We start from the raw sequence: 26,281 nt of genomic DNA, 5'->3' as shown, positions 1-26,281 counted from the left end.
GGGATGCGCTCCTACAGGGCCCGAGCCAGCTGCTCGGCTTCCTTGGCCCGGGTCACGCTGACCGCGCCGGGCAGGCTGACATCGTTCTTCGCCGCAAGGATCTCGGCCATGACGCTGACGGCGATCTCGGCAGGGGTCTTGCTACCGATATAAATGCCGATAGGGCCGTGCAGGCGCTGCAACGACGCCTCGCTTTCGCCGAAGTGTTCGATCAGCCGCTCGCGGCGCAACTGGCTGTTGCGCCGTGAGCCGATGGCGCCGATGTAGAACGCCGGGCTGTGCAGGGCTTCGAGCAGGGCCAGGTCGTCCAGCTTGGGGTCGTGGCTGACGGCGACAATGGCGCTGCGCAGGTCCGGGGCGAAGGCGCGGACCACGTCGTCCGGCATACCGGCAAGGCGGTTGACGCCGGCAACGTTCCAACCAGCCGTGTACTCGGGGCGCGGGTCGCACAGTGAAACGCTGAAGCCATTGAACAGGGCCATGGTCGCCAGGTATTCGGCCAGCGCACCGGCACCGATCAGCAGCAGGCGGTAGCCGGGGCCGAGGGTGCTGAGCATGTGCTGGCCATCGAAGCTGAACAGTTCGGGCGTGCTGGTGGCTGTGAGGCTGGCTTCACCGCTGCGCAGGTCAAGCCCACGACGTACCAGGCTGCCGCTGCCGAGGTCTGCGAGCAGCTGCTCGAGGTGTTGCAACGACGGGACGAACTCCAGCACCAGTTCGAGGGTACCGCCACAGGGCAGGCCGAAGCGGTGGGCCTCGTCGGCGCTGACGCCATAGCGCACCACCTGGGGCAGGCCGCCGGGCATGCCGGGGCCGCCGTAGGCGCTGGTGTAGCGGTGGATAAGGTCGTCTTCGATGCAGCCGCCAGAGACACTGCCGACCACACGGCCGTCGCTGCGCAGGGCCATCATCGAGCCCACCGGGCGGGGGGAGGAGCCCCAGGTGCGGGCGACCGTGGCGAGCAGGGCGCGGTGGCCGGCGACGAGCCAGTCTCGGGTGGTGCGCAGGACCAGCAGGTCGATGCTTTCCATGGGGACTCCATTAAACCTGATGTTCAAGGGTGGCGGTGCCGGCCTCTTCGCGGGCATGCCCGCGAAGAGACCGGTACAGCCACCAAATTTCATCGCATATGCAAAATGATCGGGCTGCTGCTGGCCGGGTCGGTATGCCCACGCAACTTGCCCACCGCCTGCGCATTCACCGCGCCGCCATTGTTCCCCCAGGCGCTGCGCACGAAACCCAGCACATCTGCAATTTCCTGGTCACTCAATTGCTCACGGAAGGCCGGCATGCGATAGGCATCGGGCAACCCGGCCGTCACCACCCGTTGCGAACCATTGAGGGTGATATTGATCGCCGAGGCGTCTTCCTTGGCCAGTGCCGAAGTGGCGCCGGCCAAGGGTGGCATCCATTCGGCCTGGCCCTTGCCGTCCAGGCCGTGGCACGACGCACAGCGGGTTACATAGGTATGCGCCCCAGGGCTATCGAGCCGTGCCGCTGCCGACTGGGCCTGGTATTGCCACGGCGCGCCATCGCGTTGCGGGTCGCCGGGCAGCGACTTGAGGTAGTGGGCGATGGCGGACAGGTCGTCGTCGCTCATGAACTGCGTGGAGTTGTTGAACGCCTCGGTCATCGAGCCGAATACCACTGCATGCCGGTTGCGCCCGGTCTTGAGGAACTGTGCAATCTCGGCCTCGCTCCAGCGCCCCAGCCCGGTGTTGGGGTCGGCACGCAGGCTCGGTGCATACCAGCCATCGAGCAGGGCTCCGGCGAGGAACGGTTTGCCGCTGTCATCCAGGGCCTTTTCGTTGAAGGCCAAGCCGCGCGGCGTATGGCAGCTGCCGCAGTGGCCGGGGCCCTGGACGAGGTAGGCGCCGCGGTTCCACTGCGCATCCTGCCCGGCCTGGTCGGCGTATGGGGTGGTGGCGGCGAACAAGCCATTCCACATGGCAATGGGCCAGCGCCAGTTCAGCGGCCAGGGAATGTCGCTGGCCAGGTTGGCCTGCTGCACCGGTTGTACGCCGTGCATGAAGAAGGCGTACAGCGCCTTTACATCGTCATCGCTGAGCTTGGCGTAGGACGGGTAGGGCATGGCCGGGTACAGCCGCCGGCCACCGGGCGCGACGCCCTGGCGTACGGCACGGTCGAAGTCGGCCAGGCTGTAGTGACCGATGCCGGTGTCGCGGTCGGGGGTGATGTTGGTGGCGTGGATCGCCCCCAGCGGGGTGGCCATTTCCAGTCCGCCGGCGAACGGTTTGCCGTCCGGCAGGCTGTGGCACGCCACGCAGTCGCTGAGCCTGGCCACATACTCGCCGCGGCTGACCAGCGCCGGGTCGGCAGCGGTGGCCTGCGCATCGGCAAATGGCGAGGCGGGCTCGCGGGTGACGTACCAGGCCAGCAGGCCTGCCGCGACCAGGCACGGCAGTGCCAGCCAGCAAGCGGTTCTTGCGAAGCGATGGGTCATGGGGCGTCCTTGTGTGCTCAGCTGAAGGTATGGCGGCTCAATGGCAGGCTGCGCACGCGCTGGCCGGTGAGCTGCGCGACTGCGTTGGCCACCGCCGGTGCCACCGCGGGCAACGGTGGCTCGCCGATACCGCCCATCTTCGCCCCGCTTTCGACAATGCGCACATGTACCCTGGCCATGCGCGACGGCGGCAGGATCGGGTACAGGTCGTAGTTGCGTGCGCGCGGCTTGCCATCCACGTACACCGCTTCTTCCAGCAGCGTCTGCGACAGGCCCAGGGCGACGGCGCCGTTGACCTGGTGCTCGATGATCGCCGGGTTGACGATGCTGCCCGGGTCGATGGCCTGCCAGATGTCGTGCACCTTGACCTGGCCGTTCTCGATCGACACCTCGGCAATGACCGCGGCCTCCGAGCCGAACGGCGAGGCCATGGCCACGCCACGCGCCCGCTTGCTGCCATCCTCGGCAGTGAACGGCCCACGTTTCCAGCCGCCGGACAGTTCGGCGACGGCCTGCAACAGGTTGGTCAGGCGCGCATTGTCGCGCAGCAGGTGCAAGCGCAGTTCGAACGGGTCCTTGCCGCCTTTGTCGGCCAACTCGTCGAGGAACGACTCATAGAAGAAGTCGTTCAGCGAGTTGCCCACCGAGCGCCAGTAGCCGAGCATGGCCGGGCCTTTGACGTAGATCTGCGCGATGCGCTTGTTGGCGATGGCGTAAGACTTGCCCGACAGCCCTTCGAGCGCGGTCGGGTCGAGCTTTTCGCCTTGCTTGCCGGCGATGGCTTCGGTCGGGCCTTCGGTGGCGCTCACTGCCTCGAGGGCCACCGGCAGGCCGTCGGCATCCAGCCCGGCGCGGAACTTCACCACGGCGACCGGGCGCAGCACATCGCGGAGGAATTCTTCCTCGCGGCTCCAGATGAGTTTCACCGGCCGACCGACCGCCTTGGCCAAGGCAATGGCCTGCGGGTAGGGGTTGGCCGAGTCGTACAGGAAGTGGCGGCCAAAGAAACCGCCCAGCAGCGGCGAATGCAGGGTGATCTGCGCCGGGGCCAGGCCGGTGCGTTTGGCGATGTCGTCACGGAACATGTCCGGCGCCTGGTTGGGCAGCCACACCTCCAGGGTGCCGTCCGGGTTGAAGCGCGCCAGAGCCGACGGCGGTTCCAGCTGGGCGTGGTTGAGGTACTGGTTGTGGTAGGTTGCCTCGACCCGGGTCTTGGCACTGGCCAGCATGCCGGCCACATCGCCCTGGTTTTCATCGTCGCGGGCCGGGCCCGTGACCGTGGCCAGATGCTCGCGCCAGCCATCGCTGGAGAAGTCGGCCGGCATCGGCCGTACCGGGCTGTCGGCAGCGGGCTCTTTCCAGTCCACCTGGATGGCTTCGACCGCGCGCTTGGCGTGCCACCAGCGTTCGGCAACCACCGCCACGGCGCCCGGCAGCTGATGCACCGAATGCACGCCTTTCATGGCCTTGACCTGGTCTTCGTTGCGCAGGCTACCGACGGTCATGCCCAGGCGTGGCGCGTGCTGCACGGCAGCGTGGAGCATGCCGTCGACCTTGATGTCGATGCTGTACACGGCCTTGCCAGTGGACTTGTCGTAGGCATCCAGGCGACGTACTGGCTTGCCGATCCAGCGAAACTGGCTGGGGTCGCGCAGCTTGACGCTGGCCGGGTCTGGCACTGGCAGGTCCATGGCACGTCCGGCCAGCTCACCGTAGGGGATGGAACGGCCAGTCGTGGTATGTACCACGTGCCCCGGCGTGGTGGAGAGTTCTTCAACCGGCACGCCCAGTTGCTCGGCACCCGCCTGCAGCAGCATGGCCCGGGCCAGGGCGCCCAGACGGCGCATGGTCGGGTAGCTCATGCGCACCGACATGCTGCCGCCGGTGATGCGCATGCCGTTTTCCATCACCACATAGGCTTCCCCGGGCGGCGCGCTGTCGACCACGAAGTTGGCCGGGTCGACGTCCAGCTCTTCACCAACGATCTGCGCCATGGCGGTGAAGGGGCCTTGCCCGCCTTCCATGAATGGGCTGAGCAGGCGCACTTTGCCGTCTGGGCGGATCTCCAGAAACGCCGGCACCTGGGTGCCGCGCTCCGGCGTTACCGCAGCCGCTGCCTGCACGCGGGCCGACCCCATGGGCAGGCCGAAACCCAGCACCAAGGCACCGACAGCCGTGCCAGCAAGAAAGCGCCGACGCGACAGGTTGACCGTTTCGCCCAGCTGCAGCTTGAGCAGTTCGACGGGGGTATCGACTGAGGTGTTCATCAGGCCTTCTCCCCTTGGGCCAGTTCATGCACGGCGGCATGGATGGCGTTGTAGGTGCCGCAGCGGCACAGGTTTACCATGGCTGCCTCGATCTGCGCGTCACTGGGCTTGGGCGTGTGCTTGAGCAGCGCCGTGGCCGCCATCACCTGGCCGGACTGGCAGTAACCGCACTGGGCCACCTGATGCTCGACCCAGGCCGCGACCACCCGTTTGCCGACGGCATCGGTCTCGATCGCCTCGATGGTGGTTACCTCGCGCCCGACCACCCCGGCCACCGGGGTGACGCAGGCACGTACCACGTTGCCGTCCACCAGCACCGAACAGGCGCCGCACTGGGCCAGGCCGCAGCCATACTTGGTGCCGGTCAGCCCCAGGTCATCGCGGATCACCCATAGCAGGGGCGTGTCGGCGTCTGCCTCGACCTGGTAGGTCTTCTGGTTGATGCGTAGTTCCATGGTTCACCTGCCCGTCAACGGTTGCTGTCGCCTGGTTTTCTCTGAGCGGGGAGTACGGTGCTCCCCAGTGCAGAAACGCTAGCACAGCGAGGTGACCGCTGGTCTGCTGGCGGGGGCAGGTTCAGAGGATCAGGCAAGCAATTCGGTGGAATGCGCAAGTCTGTACCGGCCCTATCGCCGGCAAGCCGGCTCCCACCTCGACCGTATCGACCGCAAGTCATGTGCAGTTCCTGTGGGAGCTGGCTTGCCGGCGATAGGGCCGGTATAGGCAAACAGGACTTCCGGCAGAAAAAACCGGATAATGCCGGCCAATTTCGTTTTGCACGCTTAAATCACGGTAATCCCGCATGGAAATAAAGGTCAATTTTCTCGACAATCTCCGTCTCGAAGCCAAGTTCGACGACTTCACGGTGATCGCCGACCAACCGATCCGCTACAAGGGTGATGGCTCGGCCCCGGGGCCGTTCGACTATTTCCTGGCGTCTTCGGCCTTGTGCGCGGCTTACTTCGTCAAGCTGTACTGCCAGACCCGCGACATCCCCACCGAAAACATTCGCCTGTCGCAGAACAACATCGTCGACCCGGAAAACCGCTACAACCAGATCTTCAAGATCCAGGTCGAGCTGCCCGAGGACATTTCGGAGAAGGACCGCCAAGGCATCCTGCGCTCCATCGACCGCTGCACCGTGAAGAAGGTGGTGCAGACCGGCCCCGAGTTCGTGATCGAAGTGGTCGACAACCTCGACGCCGATGCCCAGGGCCTGCTGATGCCGGTGGCGGACACCAGCACCTACATCCCCGGCAAGGACCTGCCGCTGGAGCAGACCATCGCCAACATGTCGGGCATCCTTGCCGGCCTCGGGATGAAGATCGAAATCGCCTCGTGGCGCAACATCGTGCCCAACGTGTGGTCGCTGCACGTGCGCGACGCCCAGTCGCCGATGTGCTTCACCAACGGCAAGGGCGCGACCAAGGAGGCCGCGCTGGCCTCGGCGCTGGGCGAGTTCATCGAGCGGCTGAACTGTAACTTCTTCTATAACGACCAGTTCTGGGGCGAGGACCTGGCTAACGCGCCGTTCGTGCACTATCCGAACGAGCAGTGGTTCAAACCCGGCCCACGCGATGCGCTGCCGACCGAGATCCTCGATGAGCACTGCCTGGAAATCTACAACCCGGACGGCGAGCTGCGCGGCTCGCACCTGTACGACACCAACTCGGGCAATACCGCGCGCGGCATCTGCTCGCTGCCGTTCGTGCGCCAGTCCGACCAGCAGGTGGTGTACTTCCCGTCCAACCTGATCGAGAACCTGTTCCTCAGCAACGGCATGAGCGCCGGCAACACCCTGGCCGAGGCCCAGGTGCAGTGCCTGTCGGAAATCTTCGAGCGCGCCGTGAAGCGTGAAATCCTCGAAGGTGAGCTGTGCCTGCCGGATGTGCCGCAGGAGGTACTGGCCAAGTACCCGGCCATCGTTGCCGGCATCCAGGGCCTGGAAGAGCAGGGCTTCCCGGTGCTGGTCAAGGATGCGTCGTTGGGGGGGGAGTTCCCGGTCATGTGCGTGACCTTGATGAACCCGCGCACCGGTGGCGTGTTCGCCTCGTTCGGTGCCCACCCGAGCCTGGAAGTGGCGCTGGAGCGCAGCCTCACCGAACTGCTGCAGGGCCGCAGCTTCGAAGGCTTGAACGACCTGCCGCAACCGACCTTCGAAAGCCACGCGCTGACCGAGCCGAACAACTTCGTCGAGCACTTCATCGACTCCAGCGGCGTGGTGTCGTGGCGCTTCTTCAGTGCCAAGGCCGACTTCGAGTTCGTCGAGTGGGACTTCTCCGGCCATGGCGAGGATTCAAACGTGCAGGAGGCCGCGACCCTGTTCGGCATCCTCGAAGACCTGGGCAAGGAAGTGTACATGGCGGTGTACGACAACCTTGGCGCCACCGCCTGCCGCATCCTGGTGCCGGGCTACTCGGAGATCTACCCGGTCGAAGACCTGATCTGGGACAACACCAACCGCGCCTTGTCGTTCCGTGCCGACATCCTCAACCTGCACAGCCTGGACAACCGCTCGCTCAAGCTGCTGCTCAAGCGTCTGGACAATTGTGATGTGGATGACTACACCACCATCACCACGCTGATCGGCGTGGAGTTCGACGAGAACACGGTGTGGGGCCAGTTGACCATTCTTGAGCTGAAGCTGCTCATCTGCCTGGCGGTGCAGCGCTTCGAGGATGCCAAGGAGCTGGTCGAGGCGTTCCTGCAGTTCAACGACAACACCGTCGAGCGCGGGTTGTTCTACCAGGCGTTGAACGTGGTGCTGGAAGTGCTGCTGGACGACGAACTGGAAATGGACGACTACGAGGCCAACTTCCGGCGCATGTTCGGCAACCCGCGCATGGACGCGGTGCTGGGCTCGGTGGACGGCAGCGTACGCTTCCATGGTCTGACCCCGACCAGCATGAAGCTCGAAGGCCTCGATCGCCACCTGCGCCTGATCGAAAGCTACAAGAAGCTGCACGCGGCCCGGGCCAGGTTCGCCTGATATCTGACAGGTATTCTTTCCTTCGCAGAACGCAAGGCCTTGTGGGAGCGGCCTTGTGTCGCGAAAGGGCTGCGTAGCAGCCCCAGGGTTACTGCGGTGATGCGAGTATTGCTGGGGCCGCTGTGCGGCCCTTTCGCGACACAAGGCTGCTCCCACAGGGGGAGTATGAGCCAATAGAGCTCATATGCCTTTCATCTCTGGTGTTTACACCAAATCGATCTTGCTTCACCGCTTATTATTTCTTGCCGCTTCGCCCGCCAGGCGCGTAGCGTTTTGCTCCCATCCCTTGAATCCATGGCGCGTTGACCGCCAGAAGGACCTCGGCCGCGCACAACAAGAAGGCGCAGACCATGAGCACCCCTTTGGATACCAATGCCCTCAAAGCCCGCCAGCAAGCCGCGTGGGCCAGTGGCGACTACGCGGTAATCGGCACCACCCTGCAACTGGTTGGCGAGCGCCTGGCAGAAGCCTGTGACCTGCGCTGGGACGAGCAGGTGCTGGATGTCGCCGCCGGCAACGGCAATGCCACCCTGGCCGCCGCCCGGCGCGGCTGCCGCGTTACCTCCACCGACTATGTGCCCGAACTGCTCAAGCGCGGTGAAGAACGTGCGCGGGCCGAGCATTTCAACGTGGTGTTCCAGACCGCCGATGCCGAAGCGCTGCCATTTGCCGATGGCACCTTCGATGCTGTGCTTTCCACCTTCGGCGTGATGTTCGCCCCCGACCAGGCCCAGGCCGCGCGCGAATTGAGCCGGGTGTGCCGGCCCGGTGGCCGGATCGGCCTGGCCAACTGGACCCCGCAAGGGTTCGTCGGGCAGATGTTCAAGACCCTCGGGCGGCACGTACCGCCGCCAGCCGGGGCCTTGCCTCCCTCGCGCTGGGGCGATGAGGAACAACTGCGCGTGCTGTTCGAGGGGGTGCTTGGCGAACTGCAGGTCAGCCGCCAGCACTTCAACTTCCGCTATCGCTCGGCGGCGCATTTCATCGAGGTGTTCCGCACCTGGTACGGGCCGGTGCACAAGGCGTTTGCCTTGCTGGAGCCGGAGGCGGCCGGGGCGTTGGAGCGGGATCTGACCCAGTTGCTGAATGAAAGCAATGTGGGGGGCTCTGCGTCATTGGTGGTGCCGAGTGAATACCTTGAGGTGGTGATCATTCGGGGTTAGCAGGCGCTCCTTCGAAGGCCTCTGCCGGTGGTGGCGCTGCACGGACATTGAAGAGTTTGCAGATGAAGTACCAGCAGATGGCGACGGTCAGGTTGTAAGGGAGCAGCACGGCCCAGAACGGCAGTTGCCAGTTCTTCTTGCCCTGCATTTCGCCGGGTTCGCCGGTTCGCCAGGGGACGTAGTGGCGCCAGGCTTCTGCCGGGGTCAGGCAGATCGCGTGCAGTGGCTTGTGCCACCAGTTGGGTTCGCCAGGTGGGGGAAGTTTGTCCGGGCCGTAGTCCATGAAGTGGCGGAGGTATTCCCAGACTTCTGCGACGTATTGGATGTCGGACTCGGTGGGTTCGTTGCTGTCGACCCAGAGGCAGTCTTTCTGGTGGAGGCTGCCGTCCTCTCGGCGAGGGGCGAAGGCGAGGGCATAGCTGGTGCTGAACGATGAACCGCCAAACTCAGTGCGCTTGAAAATCCCCCCTCCGGTATTACTCCAATCAAAGACTAATGTCTTGCTTAATCGTTGATAGTAGATTTTTTTGGAGGTTCGGTTGAGACAGATGCTTGATAGACGTTTTATGAAATATATTCGATAAGCAAGAAACGGAAGAAAAATAAATGGTCCAATCACTGTTCCAATGATCAGGATAGGGCTAAAGGTATATGGGCTCCAAGCTTCGTAGGATAGTAGGTCGGGGTATAGGCCAATCATTAATGCGATAATCATTGCGCAGTACAATTTTCCCATGAAAACTGAATCTGTAACCCAGGGGTTTCGCAGGCATAAAATATTTTTGGATAAACTGAGTAGCTGTCCGCCAATAGCAGGTTTATGTCCTGAGTGTGATGTTGTGTTAAATAGCCAGATGGTTGCCATGATCAGCGCTCAAGATGGAAAATTGAATGGATGTCATTGCCTTCCTGCAGTCCTTGATTGGCACTGTAGGCTAGATGCAGTGAAATATGGTGTTGGTTGGATAGCGTGTTCTCGAAATGCAGAACCAAACCCGCAGCTACAAGGTGGGCAGAGGGAGCGATTGGGAAAACATCCATCCCCCCATTTTCACGAAAGCTGCTTAAACTTCCTGACCATTCGCTTACCCCTAACACGAAGCTTGGCAGAAGCACTGTGAACTGAGCGGTTGGCTGACGCGATGCTTGTTGATCAGTTGATCTGGGTCATTGCTCATGAGAATTTTGGCAATGAACGCAGATACACCCTGGCGAGCAACCTGATAGCCCTCTTGAGCGGGAACCAACTTGGTTCCTGCCATGATCTGGTCGAGCAAGGTGGTATTGCTCATTGTCTCGGTAGTTGCTTCAGCGGCGACGGTAGTGTTGCTTGGCTTTGGCATTGGGACGCTCCGTTGTCTCAGTCTTCTTTTGGCGCATCGAGCACCAGGTCGAGTTCTTTCGCGAGCTGTTTGCGGGCTTGCTCGTTGTTCAACAGTTGTTGCAGTTGCTTGCGGAAAGTTGGCACGTTGCCCAGCGGACCTTTCAGGGCGACTAATGCCTCTCGCAGTTGAATCAGTTTGTTCAGCTCCGGCACCTGGCGAGCGATGCAATCGGGCCCGAAGTCGTTGATCGACTTGAACTGCAGATTGACCGCCAGTTCCGTATCCGGCGTTGCGCCGAGCATGGATGGCACCGACATATCCAGGCGCACCTCGGCATCGCTCAGCACATTGTTGAAGGTGTGTTTGTCAATACGCATGACCGTACGGTCTTCCAGGGCGCGGTTGTCATTAAGGCCGAAGTCGCCCAAAACAAGCATTTTGTGAGGTAGCTCTACTTCGGCTTGTTCACCACTGGTGGCCGGTACGTATTTGATGTTGATGCGCTCTTTGGGCGCAACGGAGCCGGAGGACTTGCTCATTGCCTGATATCCTTGAATGTTTCAGCTTATATGTAGGAAGTGTCCTACAAGTTCGTGTGTAATAATAAACATGTGCCCTTGCTTAAGTCTGTTGGCGCATAAAAACCATGCGCTTGGAGTGTGGCGGGAGTCGAGCGAAAAGATGTAAGAAAATATTTGTTTGTGTTATCTCTTGGTGATGTACTAGGCTCCGGTCGATTTCGTTCGGTTTGGTGTTTTGCACTTTGTTCAGTGTGGCTGGCTGATTTTGTAGGAAAGTGCGACTTATCATGTGGGATGTGTTTACTATTTCAAAAGAGAGTGGACTCAAGATGATTGCCCGCTATTCCTGTGGCATTGTTCTCTCGTTGATGTTTGGTCTGCCGCCGGTGTTGGCGAGCCCAGTGCGGGACTGCCCTAGAATTGTGTCTAACGTGGAGCGTCTGGCTTGCTTTGATGAAGCAGCGAATACGCCTGCATATGTAACAAAGCGGCAGTGGTCAGCACCCGAGCAAGAGGCACCCAGTGTGCTACGAGTAATGGCAAACGAAACCGCGCGAGGGCCAGATGACCTGACCTTCCTCGCAAGTACGGATGAGGGGGATTGGCGGTTGCACGGGCTGGTGATCTCAGCACCTGCAATTGCATCGGCCGACCTACGCCCGTACCTGGCTATCAGCTGCGTGGAGGGCATCTCCAGGCTGCAGTTGATCAGCGCCCGGCCCCTGGACGCGAGATGGGTGAAGGTGCAGTTGCAGGGGATGCGTGGATCCACGGTTGCAAGGCCTTGGCAGGTGATGGAGAACGGCCAGGTGCTAGATGCGGGGCGGGGCCTGCCAGCCATCGAGCAGATCAAGAAGTTGATCGGGGCTGAACGCATACGGCTGCTCAGTGATAACCCCGAGGTTGATGGCCTTGTGTTCGATGCCCAAGGGCTGGACCCATTGATCAGCAAGGCGCGTAGCACATGTCGCTGGTAACTGGGTGGGGGGAAGAGCAACTTACCCGGTTGCTTATGCCGATCGATCCGGCAGTGCCGGCTGGCCTGTTCGACATGGAGGACGAAACATACCAGGCCATTGACCAGGAGATGGTCAAGCTGGGCGGGCTACAGGAGGCTTCAATCGACTGGAGCTACATCGAAGAGGCGTCCTGTCAGTATCTGGGCCAGCAGTGCAAGCACTTGCGGATCGTCGCACACTTGAGTGTCGTGTGGCTGCGCAGCGGTTGTTGGGAGCGCTGGAGCGTCACCTTGGCGTTACTTGCCGGCATGCTGGAGCGCTATTGGGAAACCGCTCATCCAAAACCGGGGCCCAAAGGTTTCCTGGGCAAACGCAAGCTGGTTGGCCTTGTGCTTAATCGCTTGATCGAAGCGCTGCCGCGCCTTGACCGTTTCACGTACAGCCCTGCTCATGCAATGGCCGCACAGGATGCGTTGACGCGTTTGATGCAGCAACAAGACGCCGCACAACTGGATGCAGCTGTTCTGAGCGGGCTGGAGCGGCTGTTACTTGAACACACGGACCTTGCCAATGGTGTTGGCGAGGCTGCTGCGCCCATCTCCCCGATGGTAATCAGCCAGCCAGCGTCGCTAGCCGATGTCATTGCAAGGCCAGTGCCCCGGGCTTCAATTGGCAACGAGCGCGAAATGCGGCGTGCCGTGTTGAATATGGCCGAGCTCATCAATCAACAGGATCCCTACGACCCGGTTGGCTACCAACTGCGTCGCTTCGGCTTATGGGCCCATATCCAGACCGCGCCTGCAGTCAAACAGCGGCACTGCACGGGACTGATAGCGGTACCGCCGGAAGTTGTCGCTGGTTACGAAAATGCTGCAGCTGGCACTTCGATTGATGTTGCGTTACTGCATCGGATCGAGAAAAGCATCACGGCGGCCCCTTATTGGATCCGCGGGAGCTTCCTGGCTGCGACTGTAGCGTCACAGTTGGCGATGACCGAGGTCAGCGAGGCCATTCGTAGTACGACCGCGCGGTTTGTACAGCGCCTTCCTTCGTTACAGCAACTGTGCTTCAGCGATGGCACGGTGTTCGTCGATGGCCAATGTCTGGCTTGGCTCAAAGGCAGAGAAAGAGTGGCTGACCAAGGCGCTGCCTTTCAAGAGTTCCGCAGTCTGCGGGAGGAACTCATCTCTCAGCTGGAGGGTATTGGTGTAGAGCAGGTTCTCTTGAGGCTGCAAGGGATGCAAGCAGATCTCCATTCCCCTCGTGAACGCTCCCACACCACGCTCATCGCCGCCGATTTGCTGACGACGCGAGGCGTTTCCTGGCTGGCCCGGGAATTGTGCGTCGGAGTAGCCCGGACGATGCAGCAAACCACTGCTGCTGCCTGGGAGCCCGAGGTTTTCCAGGGGCTCCAGCACTATGCGACATCTTCAGCATCGGCAGATCAGAACAAGGATCCGGAGTCCTCATGAATACACTATGGACACAACTCAAACGCTGGGGCTTGCCCCTGGTTACCCGTATCGGCCTGGCGATGCCGTTGCTGCTCGGGCTTGGCGCCGTGCTGATGCTGATCGCCATCTGGTGGCTCGGGCCGCAATGGACGTGGCGTGAGCAACAACCATTAGCCGATGTGGCTCATCGCATCGTGGCGAGCCTGGTGCTCGTGGTGGTACCGCTACTTTGCGGGCTCGTTGTATTGAGCATGCGCTTTCGCCATCTGCAAGCGGAACGCAAGGAGGCAGTGGCCGTCGAACTGGATCGCGCGTTACCGCTTGTCCACGCCCAAGAGAAGGCATTGAACCAGGGGCTTGCGCGATATCTCGACAGTGCCGGCGGGCGCAGAGCCTTGTACCGGTTGCCGTGGTACCTGGTGTTGGGTGATGAACACTCCGGCAAGAGCAGCTTCGTTGAGCGTACCGACCAGAATTTTTCCCTGTCCCGCATCGACCGCGCCCAGGCGCGCGGCCACCAAGTTGAAGTGCTTGCCTACCCGGTAGGCTGGTGGGTCAGCAATGACGCGGTGATTATCGACCCACCTGGTGTTTTCATCCGCCAGGAAGCATCGGCAGGCTCGTTATCCGAGCACTCGAAAACCCCTGAATCTTCCCTGCCGCCCGGAACTCCAGCCAAACTGTGGAACCACCTGCTGGAATGGCTACTGCACAATCGAAGTCAGAGAGCCCTCAATGGATTAGTGCTGGTCATCGACCTGCCGGCACTGGTTCATGGCACGTCCGAGCAACGTATCGCTTTGGCCCACGTCCTGCGCGCGCGTCTGTACGAGGTGAGTAGCCAGCTTGGTTCGCGCCTGCCATTGTATGTGGTGCTATCGAAATTCGATCTGCTGGATGGCTTCGACCAGCTTTACAGCAAGCTCTCGGCCTCCCGGCGGGAGAAACTGCTGGGGTTCACGTTCAAACTGGATGCGGTCGATTCGTTCGACGCCTGGTTGGACGAATACGATGAATACTACGGTCGCTTGGTCAGGGGGCTGTTCGAGCAAGTATTTGACCAACTTGACGGGCTGGGCAGTGCACCGCCCCGGGCGCGGCTGTTCTCCTTGCATGCGCAACTGGTTGGCCTGCGCCCGATATTGCTGGGTTTCCTGCGTGAAACATTGGCGAGCGATCGGTTCACCACACCTGCACTGGTACGTGGCGTCTATTTTTCGTCGGTCGTGCAGCAAGGCGACATGCTCAATGCATTCGTTCGTGAGGCGGCACAACCCTACGAGACAAAGCTTCCCCTGCGTGAAGGCAAGGCGCAAGGCAAGGCATTGGTCTACTTCATTCAGCAGGCCTTCCGGAGGGTCATCTACCAGGAGGCCGGCCTCGCCGGCGACAATGTCAGGGTGGCACGTAACAAGCGCCAGTTGTTATGGATGGGTTCCGGTGTAGGGGTTCTGGCGTTCTGTGTCGTCATCGCCACCTGGCAGCGCTATTTCGATATCAACGGCACCAAGGCAGCCAGCGTGCTTGTCAAGAGCCGCGAGTACAGCCATCACCAAGTGGATCAGCGTCTGGACCCGACCGGGCGCAACTTGCTGGAGCCACTGGACCAGATCCGTGATGCAGTAGTGGTATTTGGCGACTATCGAGCGGCCTGGCCGGGTGTTGCTGAATTTGGCCTGTATCAGGGGCGCACCATCGGCCCCTCGATCGATGAGGCCTACCTGAGCTTGCTCTCCAAGCGCTTCTTGCCGGCCTTGGCCAGTGGCGTGATCGACGCCATGAACGCGGCTTCCCCAGGCAGTGAGCAGCAGATGGCCACGCTCAGGGTGTACCGGATGCTCGAGGATCGCCAGAACCGCCGGCCCGGATGGGTTGAGGACTGGATGGCCCGCCAGTGGCAACAGGCTTTCCCGGGCCAGGGACAACTGCAGCGCAACCTCATGCAGCATCTGAAATACGCCTTGGCCTATGCCGATACCGATCTGCCACAGTACCGCCAGCGTGTCGCTGAAGTGCAGCAGACCTTGCGCAAGGTGCCGCTGCCGGAGCGGGTCTATGCAAGCCTCAAACAACAGGCCCAGGAGCAGCTGCATACAGGCTTGGACCTGCGTCATCAGGTGGGGCCAGCTTTCGATGTGGTCTATCAGCCGGCTTCTGGCTCCAGGCTGGGCGATGATGGTGTCTTGCTTTCGCCTATGCTCACCGCCAGAGGCTTCAAGGAGTACTTTGAACCGCGTAGCCAGCGGTTCGCCGAGATGGCGATGATCGACCAGTGGGCGTTGGGCGAGCGAGGTCAGCTCGATTACTCGGACACCGACCGTGATGTGCTGACAGAGCGCCTGCGCAACCTGTACAGCACCGATTACATTGACAGCTGGCGGCGTGCCTTGAATGCCTTTTCGGTGGCTGATTTCCGGGATCTGGACCATGGTGTCGCCATCCTGGAGCAGTTGACCGGGCCTGCGGCTCCGCTGCATCGGCTGCTGGATACGGTGAGGGACAACACTGCGCTTCCATTGCCAGCGGGGCTTGATGTACCGAGCGAGGCAGAAGCGCTTCGACCAGCAAGCAGCAAGCCCGAGATGCAGCATGCGTTGGCCATCCAGCGGGCATTTTCGGGCCTGAGTGCCATGTTGCAGGCAGCAGGTGAAAAACCGAGCTACTACGATGAGACCCTTGCGGCCATCGCGGCCGTACATGCCTATGCCAAGGCAGTGCAGGACAGTCCGGACCGAGGCAAGGCCGCTCTGCAAACCGTGCATCAGCGCTTCTCGATGACAGGGCACGACCCGATCAGTACCTTGCAACGAGTGGCGACGGGCTTGCCGGAACCCGTCAACCACCAAGTCCGAAAGGTGGCGGATCAGACTGTGCGAGTGCTGAACGTTGAAGCACTGCGCGAGTTGGAGCGCCGCTGGGATGCCGAAATTTACAGTTTCTTCCAGCAGCGCCTGGCAGGGCGCTACCCCTTTGTGGTGAGGGCGCCCGATGCCTCGCTGGATGACTTTGAGGCATTCTTCGGACCAAAGGGGCGTCTGCAACAGTTCAATGATCAGTACCTGAAGATATTCCTGAAGGAAAACCTCGAAGCCCTGCAGTCCGGTCAGCACGGGCAGTCGCTGATTCGCGACGATGTGATCGAGCAGTTGGAGCTGGCTGAACGCATCCGCGAAACCTTCTTCGACCAGCGCGGCAACCTGAGCGTGCAGTTCAGTATTGAGCCGTTGGGGCTGAGTGCGAATCAACGCACCAGCTTGCTGGATCTGGATGGCCAGTTGATTTCCTACACTCATGGCCCAAGCCAGATCGCCGGTATCGTCTGGCCCAATACCCAAGGGCAGCAAGTGCGCAGCAACCTTACCTTGCTCAGGCAGAACGGCAATAGCAGCAGCCTGGAGTACCGCGGCCCTTGGTCGATGTTCCGCCTGCTCAGCCGTGGCTCGCTCAATGGGAGGACGGCAACCAGTGTGGATTTGAGCTTCAGAGCGGGTGACGGGGTGATGCGCTACCGGTTGAATGCCGAGAAAGCTTTTAACCCGATTACCCAGGAGCCTTTCAAGGGCTTCCGATTACCACGAGGTTTGTTGCAACAGCCACCCAAGGTGGCGCAGGGGAGGCAGTCGGATGAGCCGCTGTTATGAAGATCAGGGCCGGTACAAACTCAACGCTCTACCAGCCAGGTAACCGAACGTCATCCCCGGCCCCAAGGTAATACCGCCACTCGGGTAATACCCGCCCATCACGCTATGCATGTCGTTGCCCACCGCATACAGCCCAGGAATCGGCTGCATTGCATGGTCCAGCACGCGGGCGGCACTGTCTGTTGCCAGGCCGGCAAAGGTACCCAGGCTGCCCGGCAACAGTTTCACTGCGTGATACGGCCCGTTCAGCAGTGGCCGCAGTGACGGATTGGGTACCTGCAACGGCTCACCCTGGGCCCGGTTGTAGGCCGATACGCCACGCTGGAAAAGCGGGTCTTCACCCCGGGCTGCATGGCGGTTGAAGCCGTCCACCGTGCGCTGCAACTGCTCGGCATCGATCCCGCAGTGCTGCGCCAGTTGCGCGAGCGTGCGACCGCTGTGCAGGTAACCGCAGCGTTGATAGTGGCGGGTGGGGAAAGGAAAGGGCTTGGCCCAGCCGATACCATAGCGACGTTGCGCGGTGTGGTCGCAGATCAGCCAGGCTTCCGGCGCTTCCCCCTGCGGCGTGGCGGCGAACAGCGCGTTCATGAAGTCGTGGTAGCAATCGGCCTCGTTGACGAAGCGCCGGCCATCGCGGCGCACGGCGATGAAGCCGGGCTTGGCGCGGTCGATCAAGTGCGGGAAATGGCCGAAACTGCCATCGCTGCGCGGTACCCGTGACACAGGCGCCCAGGCACCCGCATGGGCCGTAGTCGCCTGGACCAGGCCACCAACCTGTTCGCCCAGGCGCAAGCCGTCACCGCTGTTTTCCCTGGGTGCTGCGGAGTAATGCTGGGTACCGTCCGGCGCATGGGGCATCACTTGCGCGATGCGCTGGCGATCATGCGCAAAGCCACCGCAGGCCAGCACCACACCGCGGCGGGCGTGGATCACCTGGCCGTCGGCAAACTGCGCGCCAGTGACCCGGCCTTCGCCCAGCAGGCGGCTGGCCGGCTTGTCGGTCAACAGCGTCACGCCAAGGTCCAGGGCGCTGCGCAGCAGGCGTGCCACCAGCGCGTTGCCATTGACCAGTTGCAGCCCGCGCCGGTGCAGCAGCAGGTCGCGGGCATGACGCAGCAGGCGCTTGCCCACATGCAGCGCCGCCTTGGGCGAGCGCGTGGCGTTGAAGAAGGCGGCCATGTCGGCGCCGCCAGCAATGCCCATGCCGGCCAGGCTGACGATGTCCAGCGGTGGGCGCAGCTTGTGCAGCCAGGGCCCGAGCAGGCGCCCGTCATATGGCAGTGCGCACAGCGAACGGCCACCGCGTGCGCTGCCGTCGCCTTCGCGCATGTCGGGCATGCGGCTGCCGGACTGGAACTGGACGACAGTGTGCTGCTGAAAGAACGCTACCATCTCCGGGCCGTGACGCAGGAAGGCGAGCTGGCGCGGGTCCAGATCGGTGACCTGGGTTTGCGCGCGCAGGTAGCGCTCCGGGGCATCGTCGCGCTCGACGATGCCTTCGGCGATGGCCAACGGGTTGCGCGGTATCCACAGCCAGCCCCCCGACCAGGCGCTGGTGCCGCCCAGCTGGCTGGCTTTTTCCGCGACGATCACCTGCAGGCCGTGATGTGCGGCAGTAACGGCGGCAGCCAGGCCAGAGGCGCCGGCGCCGATGACGAGTACGTCACATTCGAGGGGTTGCATGGTGGGGTTCCGCTCAGGTGTTGGAGTAAGGTTTTACTGCAGCGGTGAAAAACCGGTGGGCCGCAGCAGTCGCGACTGCAAGCGCAGCACCGCGCCCAGCTCGCGGTTACGCCGTGAGAACTCTGCCCAACGCGGGTCCGCTGCCATGGCTGTGCGGCGTGCCATACGCTCGTCGAGGCTGGCATAGCCCCAGATATGCACCACTTGGTTGACCTCGCCGAACTCGCTGGTGAAAAAGCCGACCAGGTTACCCAGGTGCTCGCTTTGCACCTCCAGCGCGTGGCTTTGATACAGGCTCAGCCAGTCGGCCATTTTCAGTGGGTCGAGGGTGTAGGTTCTCAGTTCGTAGTACATGCTGGGGTCTCCATGTGGGTGGTCGGCGCCTGCAGGCGCGCGGCGATGTGGTTGGCAGCGAGCCAGCCGAAGGTGAGGGCAGGGCCCAGGGTGATACCAGGGCCGGGGTAGGTGCCTTTCATCAGTGAGTTCATGTCGTTGCCGACTGCATACAGCCCGGTAATGGGGTGACCGTTGCGGTTCAGCACATTGGCATCGGCATTGGTTACCAGCCCGCAAGCCGAGCCGAGGTCGCCGGTGTGGAGGCGGATGGCGTAGAACGGTCCGCGGGTCAGCGGCGCCAGGCAGGGGTTGGGCATGTGTTGCGGGTCGCCCATGTAGCGGTTGTAGCTGTTGCCGCCTTTGCTGAACGCGCGGTCGATGCCGTTACGGGCGTCGGTGTTGAACTGTTCCAGGGTCTGCATGAACACCTGTGGGTCCACGCCGATGGCCTGGGCCAGGGCCTGCGCGGTTGCGGCGCGGTGCAGGTAGCCAGCGTCGATCAATGCCTGGTTGTTCACCGGCTTTGGCCGCGCCAGGCCCAGGCCGTAGCGGTTCATTGCCTCGGCATCGCAGACCAGCCAGCAGCTGGCAATGCCGTTGGCGAACATGGTCTGCACGAAGTGGTGATAGGAGTCGGACTCGTTGACGAAGCGTCGCCCGTCCGGGTTCACCGCGATCACGCCCGGTTTGGCACGGTCGGTGACCAGGTGCGGGAAGCGCTCACGCTCGCCACTGGCATGGCGCAGTTCGGAAACCGGCGCCCAGAAAAAGTTGGCCGCCAGGCCCTCACCCTGGGCTGCGGCCACGGCTTGGCCAAGGCGCAGGGCAGCACCGTCATTGGTGGGCGGTGACATGCTCAGGTGCGGCGCTGGCTGGGCGGGCCGGTAGCTGTCGGCGAGTGCGCCTGCAGCGAACCCGCCCATGGCACACACCACACCGCCACGAGCCAGCACCCGTTCACGGCGCCCTTCGCGTTGCACCACCACGCCGGCGACCACGCCGCGTTCGACGATCAGCTCCACGGCTTCGCTGCGCAACCACAGCTGCGTGCCATGGGCGAAGGCGCTGCTGGCCAGGCGGGCGATCAAGGCGTTGCCGGTGGTAAGCCGCGTACCGCGCGGGTGGTGCAAGCGGTCCCGCGCGTAACGCGCCATCAGCTTGAGGCAATGCCACAGCGACCTGGGCGAGCGGCGAATACTGAGAAAATGCTGGATATCCACGCGGTTGACCATCATGCCGCCGAACAGCAACATGCCGGGCGGCGGCATCTTCAGGTTCTTGAAGTGCGTGCCGAGTTGCTTGCCGTCGTACTCGACCATCTCCAGCGCCCGGCCAAACTGAGTGGCGCCAGGTGCGTCCGGGTAGTAGTCCGGCGAGTGTGGGCGCAGGGCGTAGCGCAGTTCGGTGTTCTGCTCCAGCCAGCGCAGCGCCTGGTGACCATGCTCGATGAAGGCGTCGACCAGGGCGGGGTCGTAGCCGTCGCCAATGACCTGCTTGAGGTAGGTGCGGATGGCCTCGGGGGAGTCCACCGCACCTGCAGCGCGGGCTTGATCGGTACCATAGAGCCACACCGCCCCGCCGGAAATCGCCGAGGTGCCGCCAAAGTGCTCGGCCTTTTCCACCACCAGCACTTTCAACCCACGGCGGGCGGCCGTGGCGGCCGCGGCAAAGCCTCCGGCGCCGCTACCCAGCACGACCAGGTCAAAACTGTGTTGCGCGTGTTCAAGCGTCGGCATGGCTTCAGATCTCCAGCGGCGTGACGCCCATGAAGGCGCCCAGGTGGCCGAGTTGGGCGAAGGCCATTTCCGGGCCGGTCTGGACCGCGCAGCCAACCTGGCGTGCCCGGTTAAGCAGCGGAGTGATCTCGGGCGAGGTGACCACGTCGGCGACCAGGGTTTCGGCTTGCAAGGTGGCGAGCAGTGCGGCAGGCAGCGGCAGCTCCGCGCTGCCGCCCATGCCGACCGGGGAGGCGTTGACCAGCAGATCGAAGCCTTCCAGCCCGTCGACCCGGGTGGCGATTTCGACCGTGGGGAAGGCATTGCCGAGCAGTTCGCACACAGCGCCCATGCGCGCTGTGCTGGGGTCGCTGAGGGTGATGCTGGCGATGCCGGCCTCGCCCAGCGCATAGGCGATGGCACTGCCGACCCCGCCGCAACCGATCACCAATGCATGCTTGCCTGCCGGCTCGAAGCCATGTTTGCGCGCAGCACCGAGGAAGCCGGCGCCGTCCACGTTGTCGCCCAGCAGGCGGCCGTCATGCTCACGGCGAATGACATTGACCGAGCCGAGGGCGGCTGCGCGCTCGCTCAGGCCGTCCAGGCGGCTGGCCAGGGCCTGCTTGTACGGCACGGTGACCACGCAACCGCGCAGGTTCTGCCAGCCGCGCAGGGTGCCGGCAAAGGTCTCCAGCGCGGCCTCCTGCAGGTCGATGGGCAGCATGGCGAGGTTGCAGTTGTTGTTGGCGAACCAGGTGTTGAAGTTTTCGGGGGACTTCACCTGGGCAATGGGCGAACCGACGATGGCGACCAGTTCAGTAGAACCACGAATCATGCTGACCTCCTTTTTGGCGTTGTTATGGAGGGCAAGGGTGAGGCAAGGGGGCATGGGCAACAATGCGCTGATCGGGTATTTAGTGCGATAATCGCATTGTTGATCCGGTTATCGCGTTAATCGGCTGAAATACCCCTGCTTGCGAGTCGAATAGATGAACACCCCCACTATCCACCCCCGTGACCTGATCGCCGGCTTGCAGAAAGGCCTGGCGCTGATGCAGCTGTTCAGCGTCGAGCAGCCGCGCCTGAGCGTGCCGCAGGCGGCCAGGTTGTCCGGCCTTACCCCCAGTGCCGCGCGGCGGTTTCTATTGACCTTGGTGCATGAGGGCTTTGCCGAAACCGATAGCCGTGAGTACTGGCTGACGCCCAAGGCGCTGCGCCTCGGCCAGGCGTATGTAGACTCGGCGCAGCTGCCGCGCATGCTGCGCCCGATCGTCGAGCAGGTGGCGCGGCAGACCCAGGAGCATGTGTCGGTGGGTACCCGTGATGGTGACGAGATCATCCACCTGGTGCGCAGCCGTTACAGCCATGTGGCCTCGTTGTCGATCAGGCCGGGTTCGCGGGTGCCGATGTATTGCACCGCCGGCGGGCGCGTCTGGCTGGCCTGGCTGGATGAGGGGGAGCGGGATGGGTACTTTGCGCGTAACCCGCTGCGGGGGCTGACGCCTTATACGCAGACGGACCGGGTGCAGCTGGAGGCGGAGTTGCTGCGGGTGAAGGGGCAGGGGTTCTGTATCGTGGACCAGGAGTATGAAATCGGCATGCGCGTGCTGGGTGTGCCACTGCTGGACCGGGCTGGGCGGCTGAAAGCGACGTTGACCATCACCACCCATGCTTCGCGGTTGAGTGTGGATGAAATACGCTTGCGGTATCTGCCGACCCTGTACGAGGCGCAGGCGCTGTTGCGGCCGGTGCTGGATTGAGGCGTCAGGGGTTGGGTGCGTGTTGCCTTCTTCGCGGGTAAGCCCGCTCATGGAACTGCACATGACTCATTGAATCAGCAGGGAACCTGTGGAAAAGGGCTGGGCATCTCCCACAGGGAGCGCGCTTTGGTGCGGATATGCGCGGTACCTGTGGGAGCGGGCCAGGCCCTCGGCTTATCTCTCGATCTGGCGATTCCAGCGGGCGTTCCATTCCGGGCGCTGGGTGTTGACCTGGTCCCAGTCAATGGTCACTGCAGTCTGCAGGTAGGTCTGCATGGCTTCGACCTGGCCACGGGTCTTGTCGCTGGTTGGGGTGTTGGGGTTGGACGGGATCTGGTCACCCAGCTCCAGGGCCGGCGACTGCGCCTCGGGGCTGAGCAGAAACTCGGCGAGCTTCTGCGCAAGCTCCGGCTGGTCGTTGTTGGCCGTGACGCATTCGGCCTGGTTGAGCACCACGGCGCCTTCCTTGGGCGCGGCGTACTCCACCGGGATGCCTTTGAGCTTCAGCGCCGTCACCTGGGTGGGGGTAAGCGGGAATAGCGCGGCTTCGTCGGTTTGCACCATTTCCGAGAGCTTGGCCGAGTTGGGGATGTACTCCAGCACGTTCGGGCCCACGTTCTTCTGCCAGGCCGTGAAGCCCGGGTTGACGTCGGTATCGCTGCCGCCGTGCAGGCGGTTGTACATCAGGAAACCATGCAGGCCGAAGGTGGACGATGCCATCGACTGGAACACCACCTTGTCCTTGAAGCGCGGGTCGGCCAGGTCGTTCCACGAGGTGGGCGCAGCCCAGCCTTTGGCCTTGAACAGGCGGCTGTTGTAGGCAAGCCCGGTCACGCCCAGGCTGACGGCCGCGGCCTTGTCCTTGATCAGGGCCTTTTCCGGCAACTGGGCCAAGGTCGGGTTGGGTTTGAGCGTGCTGCACAGGCCCATGCCGATGGCGCGGTACATGATGCCGTCATCCAGCACCATCACATGGATCGACGGCTTGTTCGGGGTGGCCTGGACCTTGGCCAGAATGTCGGCCGAGGTGCCGGGGACGATCACCACCTTCACCCCGTTGGCCTGCTCGAACCTTGGCAGGATGTCGTCGCTGAACAGCCGCTCCATGGTGCCGCCGTTCATGCCCAGGTACAGCGTGGGTTGGGCCATGGCGGGCAGGCAGGCGAACAGGCCGGGCACGGTGCAGAACAGGGCGAGCAAACGTTGCTTGTGCGTCATGACAGGTTTTCCTTGTGGTGGTTGGGCTGGAAACGCTTGATGGAAAAGGCCGCCAGGCTGAGTGCCGGCGCGCCGTGCAGGATGCATTGCGCCAATGCTTCACCGGCGGCCGGGCCTATCTGGAAGCCGGCACCGGCAAAGCCGAAGCCATGCAGCAGCCCGGGTTGGGACAGGCTGGGGCCGAGCACCGGTTCGTCATCGGGCAGGTAGCCCTCGGTGCCGCTCCAGGTGCGAATGGCCTGGGCGCCGGCCAATGCCGGGTACAGCTCGGTGGCATTGCGCAGGATGTCGAGTACTGCGGCCTGGCCTGGGCGTGCGGTGGTCGGGGTCAGGGCAAAACCGCGCCCGCCGCCCAGCACGCAGTTGCCACGCGCCACCTGGCGGGCGTAGATGCCGCCGCCCTCGACCCCGGTGCTGGCGGTCATGAACAGCGGCAGCGGCTCGGTGACCAGCATGGCCGGGTGGGCGGCGGTCAGCGGCACTGGCTCGCCGAACTGCTCGGCCAGTTGCGCCGACCAGGCACCGGCGCAATTCAACAGCCAAGGTGCCTTGAAGCACTGGCCGTTGCTGGTGTGTACGCTGAAGCGATGGCCGTCGTGGCCCACCTCCAGTACCTTGCTCTGCTCATGCACCTGGGCGCCGTTGCGCCTGGCCGCCTGGGCGAAGGCCGGTGACACCAGCCGTGGGTTGGCATGGCCATCTTCGGGGCAGTACGAGGCGCCGACGGCGATATCGCCTACCCAGGGGAAGCGCTGGCGCAGTTCGTGTCGTTCAAGCAGTTGCAAGCGTAGGTCAAAAGCCTGAGTACGCCGCGCATAGGCCTTCAAGGCATCGAAGTCGGTTTCGCTGCGTGCCAGCTTCAGGTGGCCACTGCGGGCATATTCGCCGTCGATGCCGATCCACGCGCGCAGCTGCCCCCAGATGGCATGGGCGCGCATCGACAATGGCAGCTGGGCCAGCGAGCGGCCCTGGCGGCGCACGCCGCCGTAGTTCACCCCGCTGGAATGCGAGCCGCAGAAGTCGCGCTCCAGCAATGCCACTTGCTGGCCAGCGCGGGCCAGGGTCAAGGCCGCGCTGCTGCCGACGATGCCGCCGCCGACGATGATGGCGTCCACTTCGATCAGCTTCATGGTTTTATCTCCAGGCCGAAGGGCAGGGGTTTGACCGGTGCCTGGCCGCGCAGGCGCCCGACCTGGTCAATGGCTCGACCGCTTTCGCAAGCGATTAGCTCAGCGGCAGCGGCACCGCACACCCGCCCCTGGCAGCGGCCCATGCCGACCCGGCACATGGCCTTGACCCGGTTGATTTCCCAGTGCCCGGCACGTACGGTGGCGCGGATTTCCCCGGCACTGATCTGCTCGCAGCGGCACACGGTGAGCTGGTCGGGGGCCTGCCGGGCCCACTGCTCGGGAAATGGAAAGGCCTGCTCCAGCCCCTGGCGGAAGCGCAGCAGGGTGGCCAGGCGCTTTTCCAGTTGCTGCTGGCGTTGCGGATTGCCGGGCTTGCCGAGGTCGGCCAGCAGTGTCAGGGCCGCCAGTTCACCGGCCATCTCGGCACCGTCGGCACCGAGGATGCCAGCACTGTCGCCCGCCAGGTACACCCCGGGGCTGCTGGCCCGGCCCTGGGCATCACGTACTGGCAGCCAGGCGCGGTTGAGCGCGCTCCAGGCGAACTGGCAACCCAGCAGGTCGGCCAGTTGGGTTTCACTGCGCAGGGCGTGGGCGAATGCCACGGCGTCGCACGCCAGTTCATGTTGCTGGCCATTGTGCGACCAGCGTATACCGCTGGCCCGTTGTTCGCCGTCGATACCCAGCAGGGCCACGCCCTGGTGCACCGGTACACCCTGGCGGGCCAGCCAGGCGCGGTAGTAAAGGCCCTTTGCAAAGGTGCCCGGTTGCAGAAGCAGGCGTGGCAGGGCACGTACCTGGGCGCTGAACGGCGAGGTGTCGAGCACCGCGCTGACCCTAGCGCCGGCCTTGGCGTACTGGTACGCCACCAGGTACAGCAGCGGGCCGCTGCCGGCCAGCACCACCCGTTCACCGATCGCGCAGCCCTGGAACTTCAGGGCGATTTGCGCAGCGCCCAAGGTATAGACCCCGGGCAGGGTCCAGCCGGGTATCGGCAACACCCGGTCGGTGGCACCGGTGGCGACGATCACCCGGTCGAACGCCAGGCGGTCGGCCAACTGCCCCTGCTGCAGGGTATCCAGTACCTGCTCCTCGGCGTTCCACACCAGGGTTTCGGGGCGGTAGTCGATCTGCTCGCGTAACTGTTCGAGGGTGCTGTGCAGGGCCTGGGCCTTGCTGGCCTCGAAGCCATACAAGGCTTTGGCCGGGCGGTTAAAGTTGGCTGGCTGCTGGCGGTAGATCTGCCCGCCGCCACGGCTGGCCTCGTCCAGCAATACCGGGCGTACGCCGTGGGCCACCAGGGTTTGCGCGGCGCGGATGCCGGCCGGGCCGGCGCCGATGATCACGATCGCACTCATGGCTGGCGCCCCGGGTCGCGGGTCACGCAATGGCCCGGTTCCAGGAAGGTCGAGCAGGCGCGTACCCGACGGCCATCCTGCAGGCGTACCCAGCAGTCCTGGCAGGCGCCCATCAGGCAAAAGCCGGCGCGTGGTTCGGCGCTGAAGTCGCTGCCGCGCAGATGCCCGTCATTGGTCAGGATCGCCGTCAGCAGGGTGTCGCCGTTCATGCCGTTGGCCGGTTGGCCGTCGAGCAGGAAGGGCAGTGGCTCGCGGTCGTGTTCGGCCACGCGCTTGAACAGGGGCATAGGGGCATTCCTTG

20 protein-coding genes and 2 pseudogenes are annotated in these 26,281 nt (G+C 63.3%); 6 read left to right on the top strand and 16 right to left on the bottom strand.

The window, feature by feature from the left end; genetic code table 11:
* Positions 1-11: 11 nt before the first annotated feature.
* From A4C63_RS16660 to A4C63_RS16645, 4 genes are all read right to left on the bottom strand, one after another.
* Positions 12-1,031 carry an XdhC family protein gene (locus tag A4C63_RS16660; RefSeq protein WP_063913639.1) on the bottom strand — a complete coding sequence of 340 codons (1,020 nt, stop codon included), beginning with the start codon at positions 1,029-1,031 and terminating at the stop codon, positions 12-14.
* 89 nt (positions 1,032-1,120) lie between these two features.
* The gene (locus A4C63_RS16655; RefSeq protein WP_063913638.1) at positions 1,121-2,464 is read right to left on the bottom strand and encodes a cytochrome c; all 1,344 of its coding nucleotides are present in this window, start codon (positions 2,462-2,464) and stop codon (positions 1,121-1,123) included.
* 17 nt (positions 2,465-2,481) lie between these two features.
* Positions 2,482-4,731 (bottom strand): molybdopterin cofactor-binding domain-containing protein, encoded by a 2,250-nt coding sequence (locus A4C63_RS16650; RefSeq protein WP_063913637.1) that lies wholly within the window; start codon positions 4,729-4,731, stop codon positions 2,482-2,484.
* The gene (locus A4C63_RS16645) at positions 4,731-5,186 is read right to left on the bottom strand and encodes a (2Fe-2S)-binding protein (RefSeq protein ID WP_063913636.1); all 456 of its coding nucleotides are present in this window, start codon (positions 5,184-5,186) and stop codon (positions 4,731-4,733) included. The genes A4C63_RS16650 and A4C63_RS16645 overlap by 1 nt, the downstream gene beginning before the upstream one ends.
* Positions 5,187-5,533: 347 nt before the next feature.
* Here A4C63_RS16645 and A4C63_RS16640 point away from each other — a divergent pair, with 347 nt between their 5' ends.
* Both A4C63_RS16640 and A4C63_RS16635 read left to right on the top strand, forming a co-directional pair.
* On the top strand, positions 5,534-7,720 hold the full coding sequence (locus A4C63_RS16640) for an OsmC domain/YcaO domain-containing protein (protein WP_063913635.1): 2,187 nt from the start codon (positions 5,534-5,536) through the stop codon (positions 7,718-7,720).
* Positions 7,721-8,070: 350 nt separating this feature from the next.
* Positions 8,071-8,883 (top strand): class I SAM-dependent methyltransferase, encoded by an 813-nt coding sequence (locus tag A4C63_RS16635; RefSeq protein ID WP_063913634.1) that lies wholly within the window; start codon positions 8,071-8,073, stop codon positions 8,881-8,883.
* Here the strand turns inward: A4C63_RS16635 and A4C63_RS16630 are convergent.
* The 4 genes and pseudogenes from A4C63_RS16630 to tssB form a co-directional block, all read right to left on the bottom strand.
* Positions 8,870-9,748 (bottom strand): DUF6708 domain-containing protein, encoded by an 879-nt coding sequence (locus tag A4C63_RS16630; protein ID WP_063913633.1) that lies wholly within the window; start codon positions 9,746-9,748, stop codon positions 8,870-8,872. The genes A4C63_RS16635 and A4C63_RS16630 overlap by 14 nt on opposite strands.
* Before the next feature lie 2 nt (positions 9,749-9,750).
* A pseudogene (locus tag A4C63_RS27060) lies at positions 9,751-10,029 on the bottom strand (hypothetical protein); the annotation flags it as partial.
* Positions 10,005-10,226 (bottom strand): annotated as a pseudogene (locus A4C63_RS16625) (type VI secretion system contractile sheath large subunit); the annotation flags it as partial. The pseudogenes A4C63_RS16625 and A4C63_RS27060, both read right to left, overlap by 25 nt.
* A gap of 17 nt (positions 10,227-10,243) precedes the next feature.
* Positions 10,244-10,747: a type VI secretion system contractile sheath small subunit gene (gene tssB, locus A4C63_RS16620; protein ID WP_063913631.1), complete on the bottom strand. Its 504-nt coding sequence runs from the start codon at positions 10,745-10,747 to the stop codon at positions 10,244-10,246.
* Between the two features lie 269 nt (positions 10,748-11,016).
* On the opposite strand from tssB, the gene vasI reads away from it, so the two are divergent.
* The 3 genes from vasI to tssM are packed head-to-tail and all read left to right on the top strand — an operon-like array spanning position 11,017 to position 16,783.
* A complete protein-coding gene (gene vasI, locus A4C63_RS16615) occupies positions 11,017-11,706 on the top strand; it encodes a type VI secretion system-associated protein VasI (protein ID WP_256202946.1) in 690 nt (229 codons plus the stop codon).
* A complete protein-coding gene (tssA, locus tag A4C63_RS16610) occupies positions 11,694-13,160 on the top strand; it encodes a type VI secretion system protein TssA (RefSeq protein WP_063913629.1) in 1,467 nt (488 codons plus the stop codon). Before vasI ends, tssA begins: the two co-directional genes overlap by 13 nt.
* Complete coding sequence (gene tssM / locus A4C63_RS16605; RefSeq protein ID WP_063913628.1) at positions 13,157-16,783, top strand: type VI secretion system membrane subunit TssM; 3,627 nt, start codon at positions 13,157-13,159, stop codon at positions 16,781-16,783. The genes tssA and tssM overlap by 4 nt, the downstream gene beginning before the upstream one ends.
* 3 nt (positions 16,784-16,786) lie before the next feature.
* Here tssM and A4C63_RS16600 read toward each other — a convergent pair whose 3' ends face one another.
* From A4C63_RS16600 to A4C63_RS16585, 4 genes are read right to left on the bottom strand one after another with little or no spacing between them, the layout of a single operon-like run.
* The gene (locus A4C63_RS16600; RefSeq protein WP_063913627.1) at positions 16,787-18,466 is read right to left on the bottom strand and encodes an FAD-dependent oxidoreductase; all 1,680 of its coding nucleotides are present in this window, start codon (positions 18,464-18,466) and stop codon (positions 16,787-16,789) included.
* A gap of 33 nt (positions 18,467-18,499) precedes the next feature.
* Positions 18,500-18,820 (bottom strand): NIPSNAP family protein, encoded by a 321-nt coding sequence (locus tag A4C63_RS16595; protein ID WP_063913626.1) that lies wholly within the window; start codon positions 18,818-18,820, stop codon positions 18,500-18,502.
* Positions 18,805-20,538, bottom strand: a complete 1,734-nt coding sequence (locus A4C63_RS16590; protein ID WP_063913625.1) for an FAD-dependent oxidoreductase — start codon at positions 20,536-20,538, stop codon at positions 18,805-18,807. The genes A4C63_RS16595 and A4C63_RS16590 overlap by 16 nt, the downstream gene beginning before the upstream one ends.
* Positions 20,539-20,542: 4 nt before the next feature.
* The gene (locus tag A4C63_RS16585; RefSeq protein WP_082888351.1) at positions 20,543-21,352 is read right to left on the bottom strand and encodes a shikimate dehydrogenase; all 810 of its coding nucleotides are present in this window, start codon (positions 21,350-21,352) and stop codon (positions 20,543-20,545) included.
* Positions 21,353-21,506: 154 nt separating this feature from the next.
* Here A4C63_RS16585 and A4C63_RS16580 point away from each other — a divergent pair, with 154 nt between their 5' ends.
* The gene (locus A4C63_RS16580; protein WP_063913623.1) at positions 21,507-22,277 is read left to right on the top strand and encodes an IclR family transcriptional regulator; all 771 of its coding nucleotides are present in this window, start codon (positions 21,507-21,509) and stop codon (positions 22,275-22,277) included.
* A gap of 174 nt (positions 22,278-22,451) precedes the next feature.
* On the opposite strand, the gene A4C63_RS16575 is transcribed toward A4C63_RS16580, so the two are convergent.
* The 4 genes from A4C63_RS16575 to A4C63_RS16560 are packed head-to-tail and all read right to left on the bottom strand — an operon-like array spanning position 22,452 to position 26,267.
* Positions 22,452-23,495 (bottom strand): polyamine ABC transporter substrate-binding protein, encoded by a 1,044-nt coding sequence (locus tag A4C63_RS16575; protein ID WP_063913622.1) that lies wholly within the window; start codon positions 23,493-23,495, stop codon positions 22,452-22,454.
* Positions 23,492-24,625 carry an FAD-binding oxidoreductase gene (locus tag A4C63_RS16570; protein ID WP_063913621.1) on the bottom strand — a complete coding sequence of 378 codons (1,134 nt, stop codon included), beginning with the start codon at positions 24,623-24,625 and terminating at the stop codon, positions 23,492-23,494. Before A4C63_RS16570 ends, A4C63_RS16575 begins: the two co-directional genes overlap by 4 nt.
* Positions 24,622-25,980, bottom strand: a complete 1,359-nt coding sequence (locus A4C63_RS16565; RefSeq protein WP_063913620.1) for an NAD(P)/FAD-dependent oxidoreductase — start codon at positions 25,978-25,980, stop codon at positions 24,622-24,624. The genes A4C63_RS16570 and A4C63_RS16565 overlap by 4 nt, the downstream gene beginning before the upstream one ends.
* A complete protein-coding gene (locus A4C63_RS16560; protein WP_063913619.1) occupies positions 25,977-26,267 on the bottom strand; it encodes a (2Fe-2S)-binding protein in 291 nt (96 codons plus the stop codon). The genes A4C63_RS16565 and A4C63_RS16560 overlap by 4 nt, the downstream gene beginning before the upstream one ends.
* Between the last annotated feature and the right edge of the window lie 14 nt (positions 26,268-26,281).

This window comes from Pseudomonas sp. p21, from assembly GCF_001642705.1.
GTDB lineage: Bacteria > Pseudomonadota > Gammaproteobacteria > Pseudomonadales > Pseudomonadaceae > Aquipseudomonas.
The sequence above is the reverse complement of the archived record's forward strand: the minus strand, read 5'-3'. Positions and strand labels throughout refer to the sequence as shown.